General features: G+C 62.5%; 17 protein-coding genes and 1 tRNA gene. 8 read left to right on the top strand and 10 right to left on the bottom strand.

The window, feature by feature from the left end:
* Positions 1-114: 114 nt before the first annotated feature.
* Together JOE66_RS03340 and JOE66_RS03335 are read left to right on the top strand one after the other, a co-directional pair.
* Positions 115-1,668 carry an ABC transporter permease gene (locus tag JOE66_RS03340; RefSeq protein WP_205106751.1) on the top strand — a complete coding sequence of 518 codons (1,554 nt, stop codon included), beginning with the start codon at positions 115-117 and terminating at the stop codon, positions 1,666-1,668.
* Positions 1,669-1,734: 66 nt separating this feature from the next.
* Positions 1,735-2,403, top strand: a complete 669-nt coding sequence (locus JOE66_RS03335; RefSeq protein WP_205111560.1) for an ABC transporter ATP-binding protein — start codon at positions 1,735-1,737, stop codon at positions 2,401-2,403.
* A 120-nt stretch (positions 2,404-2,523) separates the two neighbouring features.
* Here JOE66_RS03335 and JOE66_RS03330 read toward each other — a convergent pair whose 3' ends face one another.
* Complete coding sequence (locus JOE66_RS03330) at positions 2,524-3,369, bottom strand: NAD-dependent epimerase/dehydratase family protein (RefSeq protein WP_205106749.1); 846 nt, start codon at positions 3,367-3,369, stop codon at positions 2,524-2,526.
* A gap of 184 nt (positions 3,370-3,553) precedes the next feature.
* Between JOE66_RS03330 and JOE66_RS03325 the strand changes: the two genes are divergently transcribed.
* The 5 genes from JOE66_RS03325 (at position 3,554) to JOE66_RS03305 (ending at position 9,642) form a co-directional block, all read left to right on the top strand.
* Complete coding sequence (locus tag JOE66_RS03325) at positions 3,554-4,192, top strand: YqaJ viral recombinase family protein (protein WP_372435474.1); 639 nt, start codon at positions 3,554-3,556, stop codon at positions 4,190-4,192.
* 183 nt (positions 4,193-4,375) lie between these two features.
* The gene (locus tag JOE66_RS03320) at positions 4,376-5,830 is read left to right on the top strand and encodes a helix-turn-helix transcriptional regulator (protein ID WP_205106747.1); all 1,455 of its coding nucleotides are present in this window, start codon (positions 4,376-4,378) and stop codon (positions 5,828-5,830) included.
* Positions 5,827-6,789 (top strand): acyl-CoA thioesterase, encoded by a 963-nt coding sequence (locus tag JOE66_RS03315; protein WP_205106745.1) that lies wholly within the window; start codon positions 5,827-5,829, stop codon positions 6,787-6,789. Before JOE66_RS03320 ends, JOE66_RS03315 begins: the two co-directional genes overlap by 4 nt.
* Before the next feature lie 99 nt (positions 6,790-6,888).
* Positions 6,889-8,421 (top strand): putative Ig domain-containing protein, encoded by a 1,533-nt coding sequence (locus tag JOE66_RS03310; protein ID WP_205106743.1) that lies wholly within the window; start codon positions 6,889-6,891, stop codon positions 8,419-8,421.
* A gap of 180 nt (positions 8,422-8,601) precedes the next feature.
* The gene (locus tag JOE66_RS03305) at positions 8,602-9,642 is read left to right on the top strand and encodes an NADP-dependent oxidoreductase (protein WP_307827030.1); all 1,041 of its coding nucleotides are present in this window, start codon (positions 8,602-8,604) and stop codon (positions 9,640-9,642) included.
* A 6-nt stretch (positions 9,643-9,648) separates the two neighbouring features.
* Here JOE66_RS03305 and JOE66_RS03300 read toward each other — a convergent pair whose 3' ends face one another.
* The 9 genes from JOE66_RS03300 to JOE66_RS03260 all read right to left on the bottom strand — a co-directional run bounded on the left by JOE66_RS03300 (position 9,649) and on the right by JOE66_RS03260 (position 20,237).
* Positions 9,649-10,179 (bottom strand): GNAT family N-acetyltransferase, encoded by a 531-nt coding sequence (locus JOE66_RS03300; RefSeq protein WP_205106741.1) that lies wholly within the window; start codon positions 10,177-10,179, stop codon positions 9,649-9,651.
* A gap of 61 nt (positions 10,180-10,240) precedes the next feature.
* The gene (gene rplA, locus JOE66_RS03295) at positions 10,241-10,933 is read right to left on the bottom strand and encodes a 50S ribosomal protein L1 (RefSeq protein ID WP_205106739.1); all 693 of its coding nucleotides are present in this window, start codon (positions 10,931-10,933) and stop codon (positions 10,241-10,243) included.
* Between the two features lie 9 nt (positions 10,934-10,942).
* A complete protein-coding gene (rplK, locus tag JOE66_RS03290) occupies positions 10,943-11,374 on the bottom strand; it encodes a 50S ribosomal protein L11 (protein WP_104245271.1) in 432 nt (143 codons plus the stop codon).
* 194 nt (positions 11,375-11,568) lie between these two features.
* Entirely contained in the window at positions 11,569-14,658 is a 3,090-nt protein-coding gene (locus JOE66_RS03285) for a type I restriction endonuclease subunit R (protein WP_205106737.1), read from the bottom strand.
* The gene (locus tag JOE66_RS03280) at positions 14,658-15,941 is read right to left on the bottom strand and encodes a restriction endonuclease subunit S (protein WP_205106735.1); all 1,284 of its coding nucleotides are present in this window, start codon (positions 15,939-15,941) and stop codon (positions 14,658-14,660) included. The genes JOE66_RS03285 and JOE66_RS03280 overlap by 1 nt, the downstream gene beginning before the upstream one ends.
* Positions 15,938-17,890, bottom strand: a complete 1,953-nt coding sequence (locus JOE66_RS03275; RefSeq protein WP_205106733.1) for a type I restriction-modification system subunit M — start codon at positions 17,888-17,890, stop codon at positions 15,938-15,940. Before JOE66_RS03275 ends, JOE66_RS03280 begins: the two co-directional genes overlap by 4 nt.
* Positions 17,891-18,656: 766 nt before the next feature.
* Positions 18,657-19,667 carry a transcription termination/antitermination protein NusG gene (gene nusG / locus JOE66_RS03270; protein WP_205106731.1) on the bottom strand — a complete coding sequence of 337 codons (1,011 nt, stop codon included), beginning with the start codon at positions 19,665-19,667 and terminating at the stop codon, positions 18,657-18,659.
* Positions 19,668-19,714: 47 nt separating this feature from the next.
* Entirely contained in the window at positions 19,715-20,005 is a 291-nt protein-coding gene (secE, locus tag JOE66_RS03265) for a preprotein translocase subunit SecE (RefSeq protein ID WP_205106728.1), read from the bottom strand.
* Positions 20,006-20,164: 159 nt separating this feature from the next.
* Positions 20,165-20,237, bottom strand: a tRNA-Trp gene (locus JOE66_RS03260).
* Positions 20,238-20,473: 236 nt separating this feature from the next.
* On the opposite strand from JOE66_RS03260, the gene JOE66_RS03255 reads away from it, so the two are divergent.
* On the top strand, positions 20,474-21,445 hold the full coding sequence (locus JOE66_RS03255; RefSeq protein ID WP_205106726.1) for an NAD(P)H-quinone oxidoreductase: 972 nt from the start codon (positions 20,474-20,476) through the stop codon (positions 21,443-21,445).
* Positions 21,446-21,559: the final 114 nt, after the last annotated feature.

Here is a 21,559-nt window from a genome sequence, read left to right as displayed (position 1 = left end):
TGATTCATAGCTTCTCCTTGGGAATTCGATAAGACACGCTCCTAGGTTTTCGCTGTTCGACTCACCCTCTCTGCCTGCTTTGGGCCGAGACAGCTGGATCTACTAGGAGCGCCCGTGTTCGGTACCTACTTGCGGCGAGAATTACTCGGCCGCCGCAGACAGACCATCATCATCGCCGTCGGCATGGCCCTGGCGATCGGCCTGGTCATTCTGGTCAACTCGATTTCTGCCGGCGTGCAGAATGCACAGGCCTCGGTACTCGCCTCCGTCTACGGGGTCGGCACCGACGTGACGATCAGCCAGGCGGCGACCCCGCCGACTGCGGGAGCCGCTGGCGGTGGCCAGCAGGGTTTCGCCTTCGGGTCTGGCTCAGGTGACACTTCTGGTGGCACGACGAACCTCAGCCAGTCACGGCTGGTCAGCACTCCGACCCAGACGGTCTTCGATGCCGGCCAACTGGCCACGGTGAAGGGAGTCAGCGGAGTTGCTGCCTCGACGGGCACCCTGTCACTCGAGAACATCATTTTCAGCGGGCAGGTACCCGATCGCCAGGCGGGTGCCACCGGCGGCAACCGCACGCCGGGCGGAACAACCGACGCGGCTCCACCCACCGGCGGCGCAGACGGCGCGGGCGGCAGCGCCTTCAACCTCAACAGGTTCAGCGTGCTCGGCGTCGACTCGGCCGGCGATTCAGTGGGGCCCCTCTCCTCGGTTGCCGTTGCGACCGGGCGCGTATTGGCGCCGACCGATGCGGGCACCGATGTCGCCGTTCTCGACAGCAGCTACGCCACCAGTGCGTCGCTTGCCGTCGGAGGCACCATCACGATCGGCGGCACCGCGTTCCAGATCGTCGGAACAGTCTCGTCCACCGGTACCGATTCGACGACCGCCGCGAACGTCTACGTCCCCCTGGATGTCGCCCAGTCGCTGTCGAGCAACACCGGCAAACTCAGCACGATCTACGTGCAGGCCGCCTCCTCCAGCGGTGTCGACCAGCTCGCGGCCGATCTCAAGGCGGCCCTGCCCACGGCGACGGTGAACACCCAGGCCGATCTCGCCTCGACCGTCTCCGGCTCCCTGTCGACCGCTTCATCGTTGGTGAGCAGCCTGGGCACCTGGCTGTCGGTCCTCGTGCTCGCCGCGGCCTTCCTGATCGCCATCTTGTTCACGATCTCGGGGGTGACCCGCAGAACGCGTGAATTCGGCACCCTCAAGGCCATCGGCTGGAGCAACGGGCGCATCGTGCGCCAGGTCGCCGGTGAGTCAATGGTGCAGGGCCTCACCGGCGGGGTCATCGGCGTCATCGTCGGAATCGCTGGCATCGCGATCGTGAACGCCATCTCCCCCACCTTGACCGGCTCCGCCAGCACGGGTGGTGGGCTTGGCGGGGCAGCACGGCGTGCAGCCGGCGCGGCAGGGTCTGCCGCGACGGGTGGCGGGGCGACAGGCGAGGGCGGCGGCGGTTTCGGCCAGCGTGCTGCCGGCGGCGGTTTCGGTGCGGCGGCCAATCAGGCCACCTCGACGGTTGCGCTCCACGCACCGTTCACCATCGAGATCGTGCTGATCGCCGTGGGGCTGGCTATCGTCGGTGGCCTCCTCGCCGGGGCCATCGGAGGCTGGCGGGCGGCTCGCCTGCGCCCGGCTGAGGCACTTCGCTCAGTCGCGTAGCAGTGTGCCCGCGCCCGCGCCTCTGTCGATTCACTCATCCCTCACACCGACTTCTGGAGATCATCCATATACGAATTGACGAACGTCTCGAAGAGCTACAGCCAGGGCAAGCGAACCGTTGTCGCGCTGAACGACGTGACGCTCAGCATTCCCGACGGCCAGATGGTCGCCGTGCAGGGGCCGACCGGGGGCGGCAAATCGACTCTGCTGCAAATGCTGGGCGCGCTCGACCGGCCGAGCTCCGGCGAAGTGCAGCTGGGGGGTTCGACGCTCTCGAAACTCGGCGACAACGCCCTGGCCGGGATTCGCGCGCGGGAGATCGGCTTCGTCTTCCAGAGCTTCAACCTGATCCCGACCCTGACGGCGCAGGAGAACGTCGAAACCGCGCTGGCACCGCTGGGCATGCCGGGCTCTGAGCGGCGCGCCAAGGCTCAGGATGCCCTGGCCTCCGTGGGCCTCGGCGACCGGTTGACCCACCGACCGGCCGAGCTCTCGGGTGGGCAGCAGCAGCGGGTGGCCATCGCGCGGGCCCTGGTGAAGTCGCCCGATGTGCTGCTCGCCGACGAGCCGACCGGCGCCCTCGATGAGGAGACCCGCGACGAGATCATGCAGTTGCTCGAGGGCTTCTGGCGCGAGAAGGGGCTCACGCTCATCATCGTGACGCACGACACAGCGGTCGCACGGCGCGCCGAGCGCCGACTGCACATCAAGGGCGGCACGGTGCGCGAGGCTTGACACCGCCCGCCCCTCAACCCGACGCCCGAATCGATCAATCGTCGGCCCACAGCCAAACCGAGCCGCCTAGCGCGGAGGTTTCACCGAGGGCCGACGATTGATCGATTTTCTGCGGCTGTCCTAGGAGCGAGCGTCTCTCCACGAGTGCTGCGGTGCGTACCCCAGCACCCTGCGAGCCTTGTCGATCGACAGCAGCGTGGTGTTCTCGCCGAGTTCGCCGCGCACGGGAGTGTCGGGGAACACCTCCGCCACGAGCTCGCTGTTGCTCCGGCTCATGACGGTGTCGGCTGCAGCGATGATGAACCGCTCGAAGCCGGTGCCCTCGAACTCCAGCGCTTTGAGCACCGCCTGGGCGCCGTCGCGCGAGTCGATGTACCCCCACAGATTCCATTTGCGCAGGCGCGCGTCGGCATCGAATGACGGGAACTCGGCATAATCCTCCTCGTACATGACGTTCGAGAACCGCAGGGCGACGATCTTGAGTTCCGGGCTCCAGCGTGTCAGCTCGATCGCGAGCTGTTCTTCGAGGTGCTTCGTGAGCGAGTACACCGACTCGGGGCGTGCCGGGTACTCCTCGTCCACAGGAATGTAGGGCGGCGGGGCATCGAACGGCAGTCCGAGCACGGTCTCGCTCGACGCCGTCACGATGTTCGTGATTCCTGCGCGCCTGGCCGCGTGCAACACATGGAACGTCGAGAGCATGTTGTTGTCGAACGTCGCGACATCAGAATGGATGCCCGGCGCCGGTATTGCGGCAAGGTGAACCAGGGCATCCACACCGTCGTGCCTGTCGTTCACGCCCAGGAGTGCGTCGAGGGTCTCACCGTAGTTCGTGAAGTCGACGCGGATCGTGCTCTCGCGGGGGCCGGCAACGTCGAGGTTGAACACCTCGTGGCCTGCCTCTCGCAGGGAGTCGACCACTGTTCTGCCGAGTTTGCCTGAACCGCCGGTCACTGCAATACGCATGATGTTCCTTCGAATCTGTGCGGAATGACCGCGGGTTGAGTAGCACGGCCCAGCCGCGCGTATCGAAACCACCGTGCCCGTGAGGATTTCGACACGCCGCCAAGTGGCTATTCGCCCACCGTTGCCGAGCGAGGCCGACCGTGTCTGGTCAAGTGTTCCACCCTCACAGCGAGAGAATGGAATCGTGACGACGGCCTTGACTTTGACCTTTCCTTGGGAAGAAGACGAGCTGGTGCCTGCCGTGGCATTCGTGCCGGCCCACCTCTCGCGCGTCGTCGCCGATTCGACCGACCGGGTGGCGTGGATCAGGGCCCGTTCGCGCGGGGTGACCGCCACCGACGCCGCGAGGCTCACCACCCAGCGCTCGGTCGAGAACGCAGCCTACGACAAGCTGAACGGCCACAATTTCGGCGGCAACGCCTACACCGACCACGGCAAGGACCGCGAGCCGCACATCGCGGCGTGGGTGCAGCGCGAGCACGGCATCGTGCCGAGCACGGTGCTCTTCCATGCGCACGGCAGGCCGCTGCATCTCGCAACACCCGACGGCATCGCCGTGACCGCAGCGGGCGATACCGAACTCGCCGAAATCAAGACGACGAACAAGGCGTGGAAGTCGATTCCCCGACACTACCTCCGGCAGATCTGGTGGCAGCAGTACGTGCTGGGTGCAGAACGCACTCTCCTGGTCTGGGAGCAGCACGCGGAATTCGTGCCTCTTTCAGCCGAGCCGGAGTGCCGCTGGATCGACCGCGACGACAACGAGATCGCCCAGCTCGTGCGCCTGGCCGACCAGTTGCTCGGACTCATGCAGCGCCGCTGAGCCCGATCGAGTTGCCCGAATGTGCGAGAAAAGAGCGACTTTCGCGCGCCTTCGGGAAAGTCGATCCGCCTGGGGGCCCGCTCTGGGCAGAAGAATGGCACTTCTTTCGATTTGCGAAAGAACGTGCGATGCCGGCGGGACGAGTTCGCGCCACCGGCTCGGTGCCGCGGCCATGATGAAATCATGCTCGATTCACTCACCGTCGGCCGACGGATCCGCCAGCTGCGCTCCGACAAGGGAATGACCCTCGACGCCCTCGGTACCGCCGTCGGCCGGGCGGCCTCGCAGGTCTCCGTCGTCGAGAACGGCAAACGCGAACTGAAGCTCGGCGACATGCAGCGCTTCGCCACGGCCCTCGACGTCACGGTCGAGCAGCTCCTCAACGCCGAGCCCCCCAGCCGTCGCGCTGCCCTCGAGATCGCGCTCGAACGCATCCAGCGCGGTCAGCTCTACGCCTCCCTCGGCCTGCCTCCCGTACCCGCTCGCAAGACCCTCAGCGACGAGGCGATCGAGACCATTCTCGGGTTGCACCACGAACTCGAGCGGATGCACGGCGAGCGCATCGCGACCCCCGAAGAAGCCCGCCGCGCCAACACCGAGTTGCGCGCACAGATGCGTAAGCGCAACAACTACTTCGCCGAACTCGAGACGACGGCGCAGAAGCTGCTCGAGGCCGTGGGTCACCTGGGCGGCCCGCTCTCGCAACGCGTCGCATCCGATCTTGCTTCACACCTCGGCTTCACGCTGCACTACGTCGCCGATCTGCCGGGGTCGACCCGGTCGATCACCGACCTGGCGAACGGCCGCATCTACGTGCCCCGTGCGCAGAGCCCCGACGCCGACCCGCGCACCGTGCTGCTTCAGGCCCTGGCCAGCCACGTTCTGGGGCACGAGGAACCCACCGGCTACGGGGACTTCCTCCGCCAGCGTGTCGAGACGAACTACCTCGCAGGCGCCCTACTCATCCCCGAACACACCGCCGTCGAGTTCCTGCAGCGCGCCAAGTCCCAGCGCGAGCTCTCGGTCGAAGACCTGCGCGACGCGTTCAGCGTCAACTACGAGACCGCCGCGCACCGCTTCACCAACCTGGCCACACAGCACCTCGGCATCCCTGTGCACTTCCTCAAGGTGCACGAGACCGGGTCTGTTGTGAAGGCGTACGAGAATGACGATGTCGTCTTCCCGACCGATGCGCTCGGGTCGGTCGAGGGCCAGATCGTCTGCCGGTACTGGAGTGCCCGGCAGGTGTTCGACGCCGAGGACCGGTTCAGCCCCTACCACCAGTACACCGACAAACCGACGGGTACCTACTGGTGCACCTCACGCATCCAGACCACCTCGCGTGGGCACTTCTCGATCAGCGTGGGCACTCCGTTCGCCGACGCGCGCTGGTTCCGGGGCCGCGACACCGACACCCGATTCGCCTCGACCTGCCCAGACCCGACCTGCTGCCGGCAGCCCTCCACAGGTCTGTCGAGAAAATGGCAGAGCAAGTCGTGGCCGAGCGCCCGGCTGAACTCGAGCCTGCTCGCCGCCATGCCGACCGGCTCGTTCCCGGGTGTCGACAGCACAGAGGTGTTCGAGTTTCTCGAGCGCCACGACCCTGAGCACGAGATCACCAGGAAGAGCCAGTCATGATGCACGGCGCCCCCGAAGTCACGCTCCGCTTTCTCGCCTCGCCCAACGACGTCGCCAGCATCGGAGGCAAGGTGCACGCCGGGCGGGTGCTCGAATGGATCGACAAGGCCGCCTATGCCTGTGCCGTCGGCTGGAGCGCGACCTACTGCGTCACGGCCTACGTCGGCAGCGTGAGCTTCGTCGCCCCCATCGACTCCGGCAACCTGGTCGAGGTGCGGGCGAAGCTGGTCTACACCGGCCGGTCGAGCATGCACATCAGGGTCAACGTCACCTCGGCAGACCCGAAGATAGGCCGGTACGTCACCTCCAGCGACTGCATGGTGATCTTCGTCGCCATGGGCGCGGATGCCCGGCCGACCCCGGTTGAACCCTGGGTTCCCCAGACCGACGAAGACGCCAGCCTCTACAACGATGCCGTGAACCGCATCGACATCCGGGCGCGCATCGAAGAGGCCATGAAGGGACAGGTCTACTCGTCGGAGGGCACTGCCGAGATCGTGACACTGCGGTTCTTCGCGGCCCCGACCGACGTGAACTGGGGCGGCAAGACCCACGGTGGCACGGTCATGCGGTGGATCGACGAGGCTGCCCTCGCCTGCGCCTCCACCTGGAGCGGGCTCGACGCGATCACCGTGTACTCGGGTGGGATCCGGTTCTACCGGCCCATCCCCATCGGCCATCTCGTCGAAGTCGAGGCGCGCCTGGTGCACACCGGGCACTCGGCCATGCACATCAGCACCCACGTGCGCTCGCGTGACCCGAGGGAGCGCGAGTTCCAGCTCACCACCCACTGCCTCACGATCATGGCGGCGCTCGACGACTCGGGGCACACCACCGCAGTGCGGCCGTGGGTGCCCGTCACCGACGAGGATGATCGGCTCGATGCCCACGCACGTCACCTCAGCCAGCTCCGCTCGGGTTCGACCCACCTGCCGCCGCTGCAGGTTGCGGCACATTAGGCACGTTTTTCTGCGCGATTGGCAGGCCGTACAGGCGAGACCGGCCGCCTTGAAGTCGAGGCTTGCACAACGATCATGAGCTGAGATACCCTCACTCTCATGCGCCATTCCCGATCTTCCTTCACCTTCCGTGCCCTGACGGCCTCCGTTCTCGGCATCGGAGCCTTGGGTCTCGTGCTCTTCGGCGCTGCCTCGGCTGCGCATGCGGCGATCGCACCGATCGCGGTCGGCAGCCATCCGCAAAGTATGGCGTACAACTCCTCGACTGGCGCGGTCTTTGTCGTGAACTCCGCCCAGGGTTCGGTCTCCAGATTCGACGGGCATGCGGCAACGCCTATAGCTAACCCAGTCACGATCGCCGGTCCAGGAAGTGCACTCAGAGGTATCGCCGTCGACCCGGTTTCTGGCCGAGTATTCGCGGTGAGACAAGACACTGCGGCAATCTACATCTACGACGGAACCATCAATATCCCCGTTATCACCAGCGCCGCGGTTGGCCTAGCCCCGGATGGAATTGCGGTCGACGCAACGTCCGGGCGGGTATTCGTCACCAACTCGGGCGCCGGGACAGTTTCAATATTGGATGGCCGGGCGCCTGCACCGACCGTGATCGCTACCGTGAGTGTCGGGGCCACACCTCGCGCCATCGCGGTGGATCAGATATCCCACAAGGTCTACGTCGGCAATGCTTTCGGTTCTTCGGTGTCGATGTTCGACGGGTCGGTTGCGGCTCCAGTAGCCACCACGATCGGGGGATTCACTGTGCCGGGGGCCATCGCCGTCGACAACAGCACCCATCGGGTGTTCGTCACCAACCTCATCGTCTCGAAGCTGAGCTGGTTCGATGCGGCCGACCCGGCCGGAACGCTCGAGTCGATCGGGATTCCCGCCGGTCCGACCGGCCTCACCGTCGACCAGTCAACGCACAGCGTCTTCGTTTCTGGCAACACCGACAACGTCGTCACACAACTCGATGGCCGCAGCCCGGCAAACTCGCAGCAGCTCCCGTTGGCATCTGGCACTGGGCCCCGCGGAATCGTTGCAGACTCAACCCAGTTCACGAATGTCTTCGCAGCGAATGAGGGTGACGACACCGTCTCACGGCTCGTCGCCGGTACGCCCAATTTCGCCCCGATCATCACCTCGGGGCCACCACCGGCGGCGACGGTCGGCGTACCATTCAGCTTCACATTCACCGCCATCGGATCTCCCGCTCCTGCCTTCACGTTGATCAATCCACTTCCCGGCGGCCTTGCCTTCGATTCGGCAACCGCAACCATCTCGGGGACGCCCACGACGAACGGAAGCTTCCCGAATCAGATCGTGGCAGCAAACGCGATTCGTCCCAACGCCACACAGGATTTCGCGCTGATCGTCAATTCGCCGACGCCGACCCCGACCCCCACGCCGACACCAACCTCCACCAGCACTCCAACCGGTGGATCTGGCACGACAGGCGGCTCGAACTCGAGCTCATCATCCGGAGCCACCGCCAGCACTCCGCAACTGGCCCACACCGGGCTCGACGTGGCCGCACTCTGGCCACTCATCGCCGTCGGTGCCATGCTCGTCGTCGCCGGTGCGCTCAGTCTGCCCCGCCGAACTTCACGCTCCAGCCGGCGCCCAGAGTGACCTTCAGCGCCGCCCCCCGAGCGGCAAAACGGGTTTGTTAGCAACAAGGTGACACCCTCGTAACATCGTCGTATCAATAGAAAGGTTTACTTAGGTCGTGCCCCCCACTGGTGGGCCACCCGCACATTCGATACCTAGCGATCACCAGCGGTGTTGATCGCACCACATGGAAGGTTACCGATGACGCAGCAAACGACCGGAGTGAGCCCCTTGTCCAATCCACAAGCAGATTTCGATCACCCCGGCCCCCTCCCGACCACAATGAAGGCCGCGGTGATCGATTCGACGGGTTCTCCCGAGGTCCTTCACACAGCAGAGATCGCTCTTCCTGTTCGCATCAGCGCGGAAGTGCTCGTCAAGGTCGCGGCTGCCGGAGTCAACCCGATCGACGCGAAGACACGTGCAGGCAAGGGAGCCTCGGCAGCGATTGCGAGCTACCCGTACGTTCTCGGTCAGGATTTCAGCGGCGTCGTCATTGAGACGCCCTATGAAAGCCACCCACTGAAACCGGGTGACGAGGTCTACGGAATGCTGAGCGCCCCACGCGGCCTCGGCGCCTACGCGGAATACGTCTCGGCCCCGAGTATGCAACTCTGCAAGAAGCCGGCCCGTCTGTCGCTCGTCGAGGCAGCGGCAGTTCCTGTCGCCGCGCTGACGGCCTGGGGAATGGTCGTCGACGTTGCCAAGGCGCACGAAGGCCAGCGGATGCTCATCCTCGCCGGTTCCGGCGGCGTCGGCCATTTCGCGGTGCAGTTCGCCGCGTATTTCGGCGCCTACGTCATCGCCACGTCGTCGTCACGCAACTCGAGCTGGCTGCACGAGCTCGGCGCCGCAGAGGTCATCGACTATGCCTCGACCCGATTCGAACACGAAGTGTCGAATGTCGATGTGGTGATCGACCTGATCGGCAACACGATCGACAACACCGGTACACGTGCCCTGCAGACCCTTCGCCCCGGTGGCCTGCTCGTCAACGCCCCAAGCGGGAGTTGGCCGGGCCTCATCGAGGACGCCCGTACTCTGGGCCTCCGCGCAACCACGTACAAAGTCTCCCCTGACGCCTCGACCTTGACGGTGATCGCCCGGCTCATCAACTCCGGCGATGTCCACGTACACGTCGACGAGATCTTCACCCTCGATCACGCGGCCGACGCGCACAGGCGAATCGAAGAGGGACACACGCGCGGCAAGCTCGTCATCAGCGTCGCCGAACAGGTCTGAGAACACTCAGAGCAGGCGCTCGCGCACAAAGTCGTGCTCGATTTCCTCGCCCACCAGAAAAGACTTGGCGCCGACAGTGACGAAACCACTCTTCTCATAGAACCGATTCGCCCTGGCATTCTCATTGTTGACTCCGAGCCAGATGGCCGCAGCGCCCTTTTCCAGAGCCGATTGCACCGACAGCTCCATGAGCCGGTGGGCAACTCCGCGCCCATGATGCCCCGGCAGGACGTAACACTTGCTGAGTTCTGCGGTAGGCCTCGTTGTGAGGGCACGAGCCACATCGGGGTCTGATGGCTCGCCCATGACGACCATGGTGTAGCCGACCGGCAAGCCATCGAATTCGGCCAGGAAGAGCATCCGTTGGCCGTCTGCAAGATACTCGTCGAACCGGGCTTCAGACAGTGTCGACGAGATGAACTGCTGGATGCCCGCCGCCGAGGTGTGCGGTGGGCACGCGAACGCGAAGGTGGCGGAAGCAATGAGCGCGAGGCGGGCAGAGTCGGCTGCATCTGCCGTGCGTATGACGAGGGGCACTCTCTCAGCCTAGACAAAAATAGGGGCCCGCCGAAGCGGACCCCTTTTCTAGTGGTTGTGACTACGCGAGTGCGTTCACATCGACCGGGATGCCAGGACCGAAGGTCGTCGAAACGGTGCCCTTGGTGATGTAACGGCCCTTCGAGGAGGACGGCTTCTGGCGAACGATCTCGTCGAGCGCAGCGCCGACGTTCTCGCGGAGCTGGTCGGGCGTGAAGCTGACCTTGCCGGCGACGAAGTGCACGTTGGAGTGCTTGTCGACGCGGAACTCGATCTTTCCACCCTTGATCTCGGTGACAGCCTTCGCCACGTCGGGGGTCACGGTGCCGGTCTTCGGGTTCGGCATGAGGCCACGCGGGCCGAGTACCTTTCCGAGACGACCGACCTTGCCCATGAGCTCCGGGGTCGAGACAGCGGAGTCGAACGAGGTGTAGCCAGCGGCCACCTTCTCGATCAGCTCGTCGCCACCAACCTCGTCAGCACCGGCAGCAATTGCTGCTTCGGCCGCGGGGCCCGTTGCGAAGACGATGACGCGGGCGGTCTTACCGGTGCCGTGAGGAAGAATCACGGTGCCGCGGACCATCTGGTCTGCCTTGCGGGGGTCGACGCCGAGCTTGAGGGCGACCTCAACGGTGCTGTCGAACTTGGCCGAGCCGGTCTCTTTTGCAAGAACGACGGCTTCGGCGGCGGTGTAGAGCTTGCCTTCTTCGATCTTCGAAGCGGCAGCGCGGTAAGCCTTTGATTTCTGTGCCATGAGAGCCTCCTACGCCTCGACCGTGATGCCCATGGAGCGGGCGGTTCCTGCAATGATCAACGACGCAGCGTCGAGATCGTTGGCGTTGAGGTCGGCCAGCTTGATCTGGGCGATCTCCCGAACCTGCTCTTTGGTGAGCTTCGCGACCTTGACGGTGTGCGGGGTTCCCGAACCCTTGGCGACGCCGGCGGCCTTCTTGATGAGCTCTGCGGCGGGCGGGGTCTTCAGGATGAACGTGAACGAACGGTCTTCGTACACGGTGATCTCAACCGGAATGACGTTGCCGCGCTGGTCTTCAGTCGCTGCATTGTATGCCTTGCAGAACTCCATGATGTTCACGCCGTGCTGTCCCAGCGCAGGCCCGATGGGCGGTGCGGGGTTGGCGGCGCCGGCCTTGATCTGAAGCTTGATCAGACCTGTGACCTTCTTTTTCGGTGCCATTTCTTCTCTTCTCTTTCGTGCCGCCCGAAGGCGGCGCTCCCACTACAGGGCGTATCCCGGCGGTGGTGGTGGTGAATCGCCCGAAGGCAACCTACTCACTTTAGCCTACTGGCGGCTGGCTTGCATCTGCAGACGGAGAAGCTCTACGGAATCAGACAGCTCTGGTTGGTCGCAACCCCGCACCCGGGCCTGAGTCATGCTGCGTCGCCCCGGCGATGACGGTCGTAGAACTCGCGAGCAAGCAAGTCGAGTATGGCTTTTTGAATTGATTTACTCCCGAGCACCTGCTCGCTCATCGACCGGAAATTCTCGTCAGATTCGATCACGGCTTCTTGAAAGGCGTTCCCCAAGTCAGGGCTACCCATGAACTGCTCGAAGGTGTTGGCCTTAGCCTGGTGTCGGAGTCGTTCGTTCTCGTCAAACTTTCCACCAACATATCCGGTAAACCCGACCATGTCGTTGTCGGTGAGACCGTCGCCCTCGAAGAGGGTGTTCATCTTGTCGATGAGTTCCCGCAGTCGCACGAACTCGGGGTCTTTCGCCGTGCCCGACCCGACCGCGGTAAAGGGCTTGAGCAGCTCGGCCTCATCGCTGTACTGAAGATCTTCGACCTCCTCAGCGCGCAGGCTGTAGTGGCTGAGGTTCACCCCGGTCAGATCGATCGGCCGGTCCTTCTCCGTGCTCGTAATGAGCGGTGCGAGTAGACGATAGAAGATCGAACGCTTCTCCAAACCGGTGTCGTGATAGTTGATGAGTTGCGACAGAAAATCGTAGGCACGGATGAAGCTGCTCACGTCACTGCGAAAAAGCACCAGTTCCTCCACCCGCGCAGCGTCCCCCGCTTTGAGAGCATCGGCGTACTGGCCTGCGAACCGCTGCTTGGCGGGTGTCAGCCACTTCGTGAGTGCCCCATTGCCCTCGTCGTAGACCCACGCTTTCGCCGCGCCATCCACTTCGGATTCTTCGTAGATCAGAGCCTGATCGAGCTTGTTCTGCAGTTCGTGGATGACGTTCGGGTCAGAGACCTCGGCGAGCGCTGCTGAGCGGTAGTACTGCTGGAACGCGGCGAGAATCTCGGCAGGGTCGTTCACGAAGTCGAGCACATAGGTCTGGTCTTTGCCTGTCGCCGTGCGATTCAGCCGCGACAGAGTCTGAACCGCTGTGACCCCAGAGAGCTTCTTGTCGACATACATCGCCACCAGCAGTGGCTGATCGAATCCGGTCTGAAACTTGTTGGCGACCAACATCACCTGGTAGTCATTGGTGGAGAACGCCTTCGGTAGGCTGCGCCCTTTCAGCCCGGGGTTCAGCGTTATCTCAGTGACCGATTCTTCACGGGCCTCCTCATCTGTCACCTCACCCGAGAATGCGACGAGCGCCGCCAGTCCCGTGTACCCCTGCTCACTCACATACTTATCGAAAGCGCGCTTGTACCGCACGGCCTCGATGCGGCTACCGGTGACAACCATCGCCTTCGCCTGGCCGTTGAGCCGCCAGCCCACGTTGTCGCGAAAATGCTCCACGATCACCGCGACCCTCTGCGAGATGTTGTAGGGGTGCAGGCGCACCCACCGCATCAGGTCTTTGGCGGCCTTCGTCTTGTTCACCAACGGGTCGGCGCTGTCGTATTCCACCCCGTTGTGCCTCAGTTTGAACGCGAGTTTGTAGGGCGTGTAGTTCTGCAGCACGTCGAGTATGAAGCCCTCTTCGATCGCCTGCTGCATCGTGTACACGTGAAACGGATGCGGCAGCCCGTCTTCACCAATACGCCCGAACAGCTCCAGCGTCTTGGCTTTCGGGGTCGCGGTGTAGGCGAAGAAGCTGATGTTCGCCGCGGTCGCCTTTTCTTCCATCTCGGCCGCAAGCAGCGCTTCGACGTCGAACTCGCCACCGTCTTCGAGCGAGGCGAGCTCGTCGGGGGAGAGAACATGCCTGAGCTTCGCTGAGGTGTTGCCCGTCTGAGAGGAGTGCGCTTCGTCGGCGATGATCGCAAAGCTACGGCCGACGAGGGCACCGGATGTTCGGATCGCCTTGAGTGCGAAAGGAAACGTCTGAATCGTGACGATGATGATCTGCGCCCGATCGGTCAGCGCCTTGGTCAAGGCCGACGACTTCGAGTCGGAGCCGCCTTTGGTGATCGGCACGACAACGCCAGACTTGTGGTCGATCTGGTAGATCGCATCCTGCAGTTGGTCGTCGAGCACCGTGCGGTCGGTGACGACGATCACCGAATCGAAGACCTTCGTTCCCGCGTCGTTGTGCAGAGAGCTGAGCTGATGGGCTGTCCAGGCGATCGAGTTCGTTTTGCCCGAGCCGGCGCTGTGCTGAATCAGGTACCGATTGCCCGGGCCCTCAGTGCGAGCCGACTTCACAAGCGCCGTGACCGACTCCCACTGATGAAAACGCGGGAACAGCAACGACTGCCGCACCGTGACCTCGCCGGTGACGGCATCCGTCTCCTTCCACGAGCTCGCGTGCAGAAACTTGCCGATGATCTCGAGCCACGCATCACGCTGCAGCACCCGCTCCCACAGGTACGAAGTTGGCGACCCGTCGGGGTTCGGCGGGTTGCCCTTGCCCCCGTCATTGCCCATGTTGAACGGCAGAAAGTGGGTGTTGTCGCCGTCGAGGCGAGTCGTCATCCACACCTCAGAGTTCGAGACCGCAAAGTGCACGAGCGCACGACTGCCAAACCCGAGCAGCGGCTCGACCTTCTTCGTCACCGGGTCTCGCGGTGTGCGGGTCTTCTTGTACTGGATCTTCGCGTCTTCGACCGACTGCGTGAAGTCGGTCTTGAGCTCCATCGTCGCCACCGGCAGCCCGTTGACGAAGAACACCAGGTCGATGTTGCTCTCATTCGAAGTGGAGTAGTGCACCTGCCGCATCACCCTCAGCCGCACCTTGCTGTACCGCTCGAGCGTCACCGGGTTCAGGTTCTGCGCGGGGCGAAACTGGCACATGTCGAACTGCGTAGCGATGTCTTTGAACCCGTGGCGCAACACGTTCAAAGTGCCGCCGCCCTGCTCGAACGGCTTGTCGAGCAGCTGCGTCAACCGGGTCAACAGCTGTTGCTCGGCCTTCTCCTGCACGGAGGGGGTATCGGATACCTTCACGCGCTGGGCAAGCGCGTCACCCTGAGTGTCGCCCAACCACCCGAAGACGTCTGCCGGAAAGAGCGCGAGCGCCCGGTCGTAACCGGTGTCGTCTTTCGAGTACTCCCACCCGTTCGCCGCCAGGTGCGACGCCAGCTCGTCTTCGAACCAGTACTCGTTGTGCTTGTCCATCAGCGCAGGCCCCTCACATCGATCTTCCCCGTCACTGCCGCGCTGATCAGCGCCTGCCGCCGCTCCTTGAGAACGTCGATCATCTCGCGCGCCTTCCCCGAGAGCGCATCCATCCGAGCGGTTTGAAGGGCGATATATTTCGATACTTTTCGCTGCTCGGATAGGTTTGGGAGGCCTATCCGCAAAGGGTAGATGTGCTTGTTGTTGATCTGCGGCAGAGTGGACGTATCAGCGAGTTCCCCGAGTGACCGGCTTTTCAACCAGTGCGCAAAAAAAAGCGGGTCAACTTTGTCGTCGTTCAGGACAACCCCCATCAGATTTGTGTCGAATGCTCCGCAGACTGACATAATCGTCACCTTGTTGGTGAAAATTGCTCCGCCACGCTTAGGAAAAAGGACCGTTCCAACTTGTGCCACCAAATTCTTGTCGTTGATAAGCTCCGTTGAACTGGAAATGGAATAGTCGATCCCAGCCCCGTTCAAGTCAGCAACCCGAAAGTATGGGAACTTGCCATGTTTGTCGGGAAGAGCGTGTTCTGGAGCAAATCCGCCAAGGATGCTCGCGACGTAACGCACTCGCGTTAGAGTCCAGGCGGCGGGAATCACTCCCATCCATTCCACTCCCGAGTCTTTTACTGGCAGGTTCGGGTCGAGGCCCTTGGTGACAGCGTGGTTTATGACCGCCTGCCTCCGCTCCGCCAACGTCTCGATCAGCCGCCTCTGCTTCTCGATCAACAAGTCGATCTTCGCAGTCTGCGCATCCAGGTAGTCTGCGATCCGCTTCTGCTCCTCATCCGGAGGCGTGATGATCCGTAGATGTTTCACGTCGTCGAACTTCAGGGACTGCCGGAGACCGCCCCCCATCGAATAGAAGACTTTTTGGTTGTCATAGGAACGCATGAGATAAGCGAAATATCGAGCGTCGTGACGAACGGGGGTCACCGACAAATACGCCGACGTAATGATTCCTCGCTCTTCCACGAGCGCCGATCGCAAGCTTCGCTTGTCATTCTGAAGGTCCGTAAATCTAAAGACGATGTCTGCGGGCCGAACAACTTGGTATGTCTCAAACGACTCCGGGAGAAGACCATCATTCAAAGAGATATCTTTACGAATAATTTGTCCGTAACTAAGCGAAAGTAGGTTTTCCTCCTTTAGCCCGAAGTTTTTGGCCTTACGTTCGCGTACTGCCGCGAAAAATGGCTGCTCGTACCACTCGGAGGGCAGTTCGCTCACCCATTCGATCTGCGATTCGTGGTAGCTCAAGTACGCTTTCAATCTCATGCCTCCACCTCGTTCAGCAGCTCCGTGATTTCGCGGATGAGTTTGTTGAGGTCGGCGTCGATTTCTTCGAGGGGTCTCGGGGGCACGTACTTGTAGAAGTGGCGGGTGAAGGGGATCTCGTAGCCGGTTTTGGTTCTCGATTCGTCGATCCAGGCGTCTGGAACATGGGGCAGGACCTCGCGGGCGAAGTATGTGTGGATGTCTTCGCTGAGCGGCACGTTCTCGGTATCGCGGGCATCCGTGTCAGGCAGGGTGTTGCCCTTGGTATCGGTCACGATTGGGGCGTTTTCGTCGCGCTCGGAGAGCCCGGCGATGAAGGCCTTGAGTTGAGGGGCGGTAAGGGTGACGTTTGCGGATTCGAGCAGATGCTTCAGCTGTTTGGTGAATGCTTTGAGGTCGTACATAGGCGTCTCGATACGATCGTTCCTCGCTACTCGACCGGCGAGAGAAGTGCGTTCGGAGTCGGTGAGCTTGGCTAGAGGCTTGGAGGCCAACGCGACTTCGAGACGCTCGGGCGTGAGCGCCCAGTTCAGGCGCAGCGGGCGCTCGACGGTGATCGTGCGATAGCCGAAGTCGTCGTTCTTGAAGGTCTTGGAGACATCTGATTGGTCTGCGCCGCCGTAGAGCTGAACGATGCGGGCGATATCTTCAGTGCCGAGTTCTTTGCGCTTGGAGCCGAGCGATTTGCGCATCTTCTGCGAGAAGCCGGTTCCGTCGATGAGTTGCACGGTGCCGCGGCGCTCGGGGCGCTTGTCGTTGTCGATGACCCAGATGTAGGTGGCGATGCCGGTGTTGTAGAACATGTCGGTCGGCAGGGCGACGATCGCCTCGAGCAAGTCGTTCTCGAGTAGGTAGCGGCGAATCTCCGACTCTCCGGAGCCCGCTGCCCCGGTGAACAGAGGCGAGCCGTTGAGCACGATGCCGGCGCGGCCGCCGCCCTTCGCCTTGGGGCGGAGCTTCTTGACCAGATGAAGCAGGAAGAGGAGTGAGCCGTCAGAGACTCGGGGCAGACCGGGGCCGAAGCGCCCGTTGAAGCCCTGCTCCTCGTGTTCCTTGAGCACCGCTGGCTTCTGCTTGTTCCAGTCGACGCCGAACGGCGGGTTGGAGAGGCAATAGTCGAAGGTCTCGCCCGGCAGTCCGTCATCGGTCAGGGTGTCGCCGTGCACGATGTGGTTGATGTCTTGGCCTTTGATCACCAGATCGGCCTTGCAGATGGCGTAGGACTCGCCATTGATCTCTTGCCCGTACATGACGAGCCGAGCATCCGGATTCTGGCCTAGCAGGTACTCGTCAGCGACAGACAGCATGCCGCCGGTGCCTGCCGTCGGGTCATAGATCGAACGAACGACACCCTTCTGATTGAGCGCTTCGTCGTCGGCGATGAACAGCAGGCTCACCATGAGCTTGATGACTTCGCGCGGGGTGAAGTGCTCGCCTGCGGTCTCGTTCGAGGTCTCAGCGAACTTGCGGATGAGCTCCTCGAACATGAGGCCCATCTCGATGTTGGTCACCTTGTTCGGGTGCAGGTCGACGGCCGCGAAACGCTGCGTCACCAAATAGAGCAGGTTCTCGGCGTCGAGCTTCTCGACCTGCTTCTCGAACTCGAAGCGGTCGAAGATGTCGCGCACGTTCTCAGAGAATCCGTGGATGTAGTCGATGAGGTTCGCTTTGATGCCGGCCGGGTCACCCATCAGCGATTGCAGGGTGAAGGCAGACGTGTTGAAGAAGCTGGTGCCCGACGCCCTGGTCAGGTACACGTGGGCTGATGGTGAGTCAGCACGACTCTTCGCCTCGGCGAGAACTGCCTGCTTCGTCGGCTCAAGTACCGCATCGAGCCTTCGCAGAATCGTGAACGGCAGCACGATCGCGCCATACTGGTGCGGCTTGTATGGGCCACGCAGAAGATCTGCGATCGACCAGATGAAGGTGGCGTTGTTCTGCTCTGACATACCCGTGTTGTTCGCTTTCCCCTGCTGCCTTCGCGATCAGCGATTCAGTTTTGACTCTATTGCCATTCGGCAAATGATGCTGCAATGCCGTCTCTACGTAGCCGGCGCCCGGGCACCGAGAAGCGATGGGAATGCGCCGAGTCCCGTCAGACGCTGCCGCCCTGTACCTCCGTCGGATCTGACCCGCTACGAGGGGATTCCCTCTACGACCGTGCTGCGCGCACTCGAGGACAGGCGGTTTCGAATGCCGACCGACCGATGGTTGACGCTGGTCGGCGAGGCATCGGAACGCGAGTTGATCGACGATTATGGCATCGCCGTTCGGAAGGCGCTATCGGCATGAGTGCGGTGTTGCCACCATTGAATGTGACCCAGCTCAACGATCGACTCGGTCAGCTTGCTGCAGAGATGGGCACTCCGATTGCACGATCCCGGGCTCACTCGACCTGACTACGTCATGCACCCCTATCGGGTATCGATCGAATTTCTGGGCCAAGCGTGGGGTGCACTCGACGGAGAAGTGTCCGACCCTGAGATCGATGCACACGCACACACACGCAAGGGGATCGACCGGGAACTTGTTCAATTCGGCGCCCATTTTGGACAACCAGACCGCCGTGCTGCCTGATATCTCGGCCGCTCGCGAATGGCTTGAGAAGATCATCGACGCCATCGTTAACGAACGGAGCCCATCGTAGAGAACGACGGGCTCCGTTTGTGGTTTCGATACGCGGCTGCGCCGCTACTCAACCAGCGTTGTTTGCAGCTACAGCTTGGTGACCTGGTCGAAGCTGAGCTCGACCGGGGTCTCGCGCTCGAACAGGGAGACCAGAACCGTGAGCTTGCCGCTCTCGGGCTTGATCTCGCTGATCGTGCCGGGGAGGCCTGCGAACGAGCCCTCCTTGATGGTGATGGTCTCGCCGATCTCGAAGTCGATCTCTGCAGGGATCGAACGGGAGACGGCCTTGCCGCCCTTCGCCCCGCCGGCCTTCGCCACGGGCGCTTCGATGATCTCCACGAGGCTCTTCAGCATGGAGAAAGCCTCTTCGAAACGAAGCGGCGTCGGGTTGTGCGAGTTGCCCACGAACCCGGTAACGCCCGGAGTGTGGCGCACAACAGACCAGCTGTCTTCGTTGAGGTCCATTCGAACGAGCACGTACCCGGGGATACGCACACGAGTGACCAGCTTGCGCTGGCCGTTCTTGATCTCGACGACGTCTTCCATCGGGACCTCGACCTGGTAGACGTAGTCCTCCATGCCCATGGAGCTCTTGCGGCTCTCGATGTTCTGCTTGACGCGCTTCTCGAAGCCCGCGTAGGAGTGGATGACGTACCACTTGCCCGGCATGAATCGGAGTTCGGTGCGGAACGCTTCGTAGGGGTCGACCTCGGCCGCCTCAGCAAGCTCGGCCTCGAGTTCGAGTTCACCTTCACTGTCGGCAGTCACCACGGAATCGGAGATGAAGTCGTCGTCTTCTGCGTCGGTCTCGGCGCCGTCGATCTCTTCTTCGTCTTCGATGGCTTCGAGCGCTGCCTCGGTGTCGTCAGCACTGTCGGGGTCGAGCGCTTCGTTCACCTCAGCGTCGGCCTCGATGTCGATGACGTCTTCGGAGTCGAAGTGCTCTTCGCCGGTCCCGCCATCAATGGCTGCCAGAAGTGCATCGAGGTCGGTCGGCGACTCGATTTCGATGTTGTCGCCCTCTTGAGCCTCTTCGACCTCGCTTGACTGCTCACGAGCAGCGCCGAGATCGAGATCGTCGCGGTTTGACTTAGACACTAAATACGTTCCATTTCTGTTGCTGAAAGGTGAACCGAAAGGGAACCCTACGAGCCGATTGGGCTGGTTCCCGGATCACCGAACACGAAGACGGCCAACCAGCTGAAGACGAAGTCGAGCCCTGATACCAGCGCCATCATGATGACGACGAAGACGAGGACGACAAGCGTGTAACTGATCAGCTCTTTGCGGGTCGGAGTGACGACCTTCTTAAGTTCTGCGAGGACCTGCCTGATGAAAAGAACGAGACGCGAGAACGGGTTGCGCTTGGCTGCCCGATCTGTCTTGGCGCGTTCGACGACTGCCTCACTGGGTTCGTCGACTATCTTTCGTGCCACCGTTAGTACCTTTCACAAACTGGCCCCAGGAATCGCAGCAGTGAAGCTATTTCGCGCCACGCCCGGAACCGTGAGTTCCCAACGTGCGTGATTTCACTTCGTGAGCCACGACCAGCCTTTCGGCCACGATCAACACGGGCAAACGCCCGCGCTGATTTGCAGGGCGGACAGGACTCGAACCTGCAACCTGCGGTTTTGGAGACCGCTGCTCTACCAATTGAGCCACCACCCTAAGGATGAGACAACCCTGTCACACTCAACAGTGTTGCCGCACGGAGAAGCATCAGCACGCTTTGTTACACCCACCCTCAGCGCCTCGCGCCAGAAGACGCTGGGAACTGAAAATGGGCATGAAAAAGCATGGCAGATTTCAACTACCTTCACCTAGTGTAAGTCACTTCGAAGTCGACCGCAAAGATGCCAAGGCGGCTGAGGGTGAACTCGCCCGGCGCGAGATACCGTGGAACCATGAAAGCTGTTGTCATCTCGTCATTCGGTGGGCCAGAAGTGCTCGAGCTGAGCGAGGTACCTGAACCCCCCGTCGGCCCCCGTGACGTGCTCATCGAGGTCGCTGCTGCCGGGGTCAACCGCGCAGACGTCAGCCAACGCGAGGGCAACTACCCAGCGCCGAAGGGCGCGCCGGAATGGCCGGGGCTGGAGGTCTCCGGCACCGTCGCCGCCCTCGGCCACGAGGTGAGCGAATTCGCGGTCGGTGATGAAGTGTGTGCCCTGCTCTCTGGAGGCGGCTACGCCGAACGTGTGAGCGTGCCTGTCGAACAGGTGCTTCCCGTTCCTTCAACCGTCTCACTGGTCGACGCAGCCGGTCTGGTCGAGGTCGCAGCCACCGTCTGGTCGAACGTGTTCCTGCTGGCCGATCTTCGGGCAGGCGAGACGCTTCTGGTGCACGGCGGCTCGAGCGGCATCGGAACCATGGCGATCCAACTGGCGCGGGCGCGTGGCGCGAGGGTGGCCGTCACTGCAGGATCGGCTGCGAAACTCGACGCCTGCCGTAAACTCGGCGCCGAGATCCTCATCAACTACAAGACGGAGGACTTTGTGGGTCGACTCAAGGCTGAGGGCCCCGGCGCCCACGTAATCCTCGATTCGATCGGCGGCTCGTACCTTGAACGCAACGTGCGTGCCCTGGCCATGGACGGCCATCTCCTCAACATCGGAAACCTGGGGGGAACCCCCGGCCTCCTGAATTTCGGCCCACTGATGATGAAACGTGGCACGATCCACGCGACGAGCCTGCGGGCACGCTCCGCTGCCGCCAAAGGTGCAATTGTGTCGAGTCTTCGGGAGAACGTCTGGCCCCTGATCGAATCGCGCGAGGTCAAACCAGTGATCTTCGCCCGCATACCTCTGGCTGAGGCTGCGGAAGCCCATCGACTCCTCGAATCGTCGTCACACATCGGCAAGGTCGTTCTCACGACGTAGCAGGTGACAGGCCGGGCTTCGTTCCTGGTGGATGGCGAGACCGCAACACTGTTACGGCGAAATTCCGATGAAACACGGGGCGACTTAGGCTGGCAGCGGCCGCGTACGACAACA

It is taken from the genome of Subtercola frigoramans, assembly GCF_016907385.1.
GTDB classification, from domain to species: Bacteria; Actinomycetota; Actinomycetes; order Actinomycetales; family Microbacteriaceae; genus Subtercola; species Subtercola frigoramans.
This window is presented reverse-complemented; position numbering and strand designations above follow the sequence as displayed.